Source organism: Streptomyces sp. NPDC029044 (genome assembly GCF_040637495.1).
Classification (GTDB): domain Bacteria; phylum Actinomycetota; class Actinomycetes; order Streptomycetales; family Streptomycetaceae; genus Streptomyces.
This window is the reverse complement of sequence record NZ_JBEZWN010000145.1, coordinates 1-2,833: the sequence shown is the minus strand read 5'-3', so window position 1 is coordinate 2,833 and position 2,833 is coordinate 1. Positions and strand designations below refer to the sequence as shown.

Below are 2,833 nucleotides of genomic sequence, written 5' to 3'. Positions count from 1 at the left end.
GGTTGCGCGGTCGGCGCCGGCTGTGTGGTGGGGGGGGGGGGGTGTGTTGTTGCGGGGGCGTGCGGCGGGGGGGGGGGGGGGGCGGCCCCCCCCCCGGACGGGGAGAGCCCCGTCCGGCCCACGCTGCCGGGATGGTCCGGCTTACGAGGTGGTGCAGGCGCTGGGGCAGGAGCTGCCGCAGGTGTCGCCCGTGCTGCACATCAGGACCGTCTCGGTCGCCGGCGTGCCCTCGATGAAGGAGATGTCGAGCCCGAACGGGTCGTCGTCGGTCTTTGCGAGGTCGGCCTGTGCGGGAGCGGTCGGCCTCTCGGCCTGGATGGCGGTCATGCGTGCCTCCTAGGAGTGGTGGATGGTGCGGGATGCCGAGGTCCGGTCGGGCCCCGGGGTCTGCTACCAGACGGCGGTCGCAGCCGAAGTAGCCTCAGCGGTCGCGCATCTGGGGGTCGGTGTGTGGTGTCGTCAGGCTCCTGCGGGCTGCGCCTGCGGGTGGTTCTTCGCGGCCTGGTCCAGCACGCGGGTGAAGTGCTCGGCCCGCTCGTCGCCCTCGGCCTCCTGAGCGCGGAGATCGCCGAAACGGTTCCAGTACCGTCGGCAAACGTCGCTCTCCATCAGCATCGAGGCATAGAACGGCAGTTGACCGTTACGGACGAAGCCGAGGCGGTCACGCAGGCTGAGGGTGCAGATCTGCTGGTTGGCATGCAGCAGCTGCATGTACTCCTCGACATCCATGTCCTCAGGTGCCCAGAGTTTGGCGAGGTCGGCGTTGGTGGACATCTGCGCCAGCCAGTCGAGCTGGTTCCGGGCGAGGACCGCCTCGTTGTGCTCAACCTGGTGTCGTGCGTTCTGCCTGAGCCGGGCCATTCCGAACACGGCGGTGGTGAGGGAGAGGGCAGCACCGGCGGCTAGGACGGCGGAGGTGAGCTTCATGGCGTGAATGGTCCTTTCGTAGGGCGAGGTTGTGGACAGGTGTCTGGCTGGTGGAGATGTAGCGGCTCCGCTCACGCGGCCTCCGGAAACGCGACGGTCAGGGCGTTCTCGGCACGGTGATCCGGCGTGTATCGGCGATGCACCGTTTTCAGGGCGACGGCGAGGGGTGGCAGCCCTACGCTGGCCCGCCGCTCGTCCAGCGATTCCGGGGCGCGCAGCGGGCATAGTTCGATGTCGTCGGCTCGGAGGAGGAGTTGGGTTCCGTACTCCTGGGCGTGCCCGTTGTTGACGAGGGCGCGGTCGTGCAGGTGTGCCCAGTGCTGGATGAGCGCGTCGCCGGCCTGAACCGCACGCTGCAGCAAAGTCGTGGCGGCGCGCTGGAAGTCGGGCTCGTAGTCGCTGTGCAGGGCGATGCTCCAAGCGGCGCGGGCGGCAGTGGGGCCCACGAGGAGGTGGCCGGGCCAATCGTGTTCGCTCAGGATGCGGCGCAGCACGTTGGTGTTGGCGTGACCAGCGTGACGGCCCTGGCCGAGTTGGACGGCATCGAGCTGGTTGCGCACTCGTTGGGCCCGGTACGCGGCGGACGCCTGCGCGCGGGCGATCAGCTCGCGGGCGAGGTCGGGCCGTTGGGGTCCGGCGGTCGTCATGCGCTGCCCCGATCACTCGGGGCGGCCTGCGGCTCGTGGACGCGGCAGCCGATCAGCGCGCTCAGCCCGGGCCGGGATTCTGCGGCGAGTTTGAGACGGGCGACTCGGTCGCCTTCTCGTCCTGGGCCGGAGTCCTGTACATCCCAGCCCATGCCGGTGAGCCGATGCAGAAGGGCGGCGACGGGCTCGGCGTCGAGGGCGTGGTGGGCCAGGGTCTCGGTCCGTACGAGCCGGAGGTCGAGCCGGGCGGCGAAGTCGGATGCCCAGAGGGTGATCAGCCGGGTGATGTCGTCGGGCTGGTCGGGCAGGGTGTGGATGCAGCCCAGGTAGAGGCACGGGCCTTGGCCCCATCGGAGGCCGGGGTCGCGTTCGGGGATCATGCAGGCCAGCAGCTTCCCGTCCTCGAACAGGCCGGCCGACCCCGTCTGCGGGTTGCGGAAGATGGCCGGGATGTCGGCTTGGGCGGGCACCGGGAGACTGCGCGTGGTGAGCCAGCGTTGACGGTCCTGGACGAGTGCGGCTGCCTCGTCTCGTTCGGCGTCGGTGCACAGTGTCCGCATCTCGTACACGGCCGGTAACGCTGTCGAGCGCCGGTGCAGGGAGGCGTGGGAGGGCTCGGTGGCCACAGAAACGGGTGACGTGTTCACTGGCTCGCTCCGCTCCCCGTCGTGGTGGCTGGCTTGGTGCCCAGCAGGCCCCACGCGTGGGCAAGGACGACGAGCTGGGTGGTGTTGGCCGCCCCGGTCTTGTCGAGCAGTTCGTCATGTGCCGCTCGGACGTCGGCGGGGGTGATCTTGGCGGCGACGGCGATGTCGTGGGGGTTGCTGTGCTCAGCGACGGCCTGCAGCAGCAGTTGCTCCTCCGGGCTGAGCTTGGGCGTTGGCCTGTCCGTTGTGGGTGGGGCGACCTGCTGGGCGGCGAACATGCGGTGCACGATCACCGGGGGCTTGCAGCGGGGCGGGCAGTGGAGGCTCTCGCGGATGTCGCGGACGTACTGGCGGACGGTAACGGCCGACAGCCCTGTCCTAGTGGCGATTTCTCGGGGGGTGAGGTCGTCTGCGAGGTGCTGGGCGACGCGCTGCAGGGTCGGCGTCAGGGGTGTGATCGGTGCGCTGGTCGTCACGGGCGGGGTCACGTGTGTCTCTTTCTCGGCTGGGTGGACGGTCACCGGAAGGGGTGCCGCCGGCCCCCGCGGGGGACGGGCTGCGACGGGCCCCACTCCTGCCAGGCCTTCACCACCGCGGCCGCCCTGGTCCCGG

The 2,833-nt window shown here is 70.3% G+C and carries 5 protein-coding genes; all 5 read right to left on the bottom strand.

Annotated features, from left to right (window positions below):
• Positions 1–141 precede the first annotated feature (141 nt).
• Positions 142–327, bottom strand: coding sequence for an FxLD family lanthipeptide (locus tag AB0E85_RS39815; RefSeq protein ID WP_358651862.1), 186 nt, complete (start codon positions 325–327; stop codon positions 142–144).
• 132 nt (positions 328–459) lie between these two features.
• Positions 460–927: a DUF6082 family protein gene (locus tag AB0E85_RS39810; RefSeq protein WP_358651860.1), complete on the bottom strand. Its 468-nt coding sequence runs from the start codon at positions 925–927 to the stop codon at positions 460–462.
• Positions 928–998: 71 nt separating this feature from the next.
• On the bottom strand, positions 999–1,574 hold the full coding sequence (locus AB0E85_RS39805) for a DUF6624 domain-containing protein (RefSeq protein ID WP_361937639.1): 576 nt from the start codon (positions 1,572–1,574) through the stop codon (positions 999–1,001).
• On the bottom strand, positions 1,571–2,221 hold the full coding sequence (locus tag AB0E85_RS39800) for a hypothetical protein (protein ID WP_361937638.1): 651 nt from the start codon (positions 2,219–2,221) through the stop codon (positions 1,571–1,573). The genes AB0E85_RS39805 and AB0E85_RS39800 overlap by 4 nt, the downstream gene beginning before the upstream one ends.
• Positions 2,218–2,709 carry a DNA-binding protein gene (locus AB0E85_RS39795; protein WP_361937637.1) on the bottom strand — a complete coding sequence of 164 codons (492 nt, stop codon included), beginning with the start codon at positions 2,707–2,709 and terminating at the stop codon, positions 2,218–2,220. Before AB0E85_RS39795 ends, AB0E85_RS39800 begins: the two co-directional genes overlap by 4 nt.
• Positions 2,710–2,833: the final 124 nt, after the last annotated feature.

Excerpts from the sequence above, each read along its gene's own strand:
- AB0E85_RS39815 (WP_358651862.1), bottom strand. The coding sequence starts at position 327 with ATGACCGCCATCCAGGCCGAGAGGCCGACCGCTCCCGCACAGGCCGAC.
- AB0E85_RS39810 (WP_358651860.1), bottom strand. The coding sequence starts at position 927 with ATGAAGCTCACCTCCGCCGTCCTAGCCGCCGGTGCTGCCCTCTCCCTC.
- AB0E85_RS39805 (WP_361937639.1), bottom strand. The coding sequence starts at position 1,574 with ATGACGACCGCCGGACCCCAACGGCCCGACCTCGCCCGCGAGCTGATC.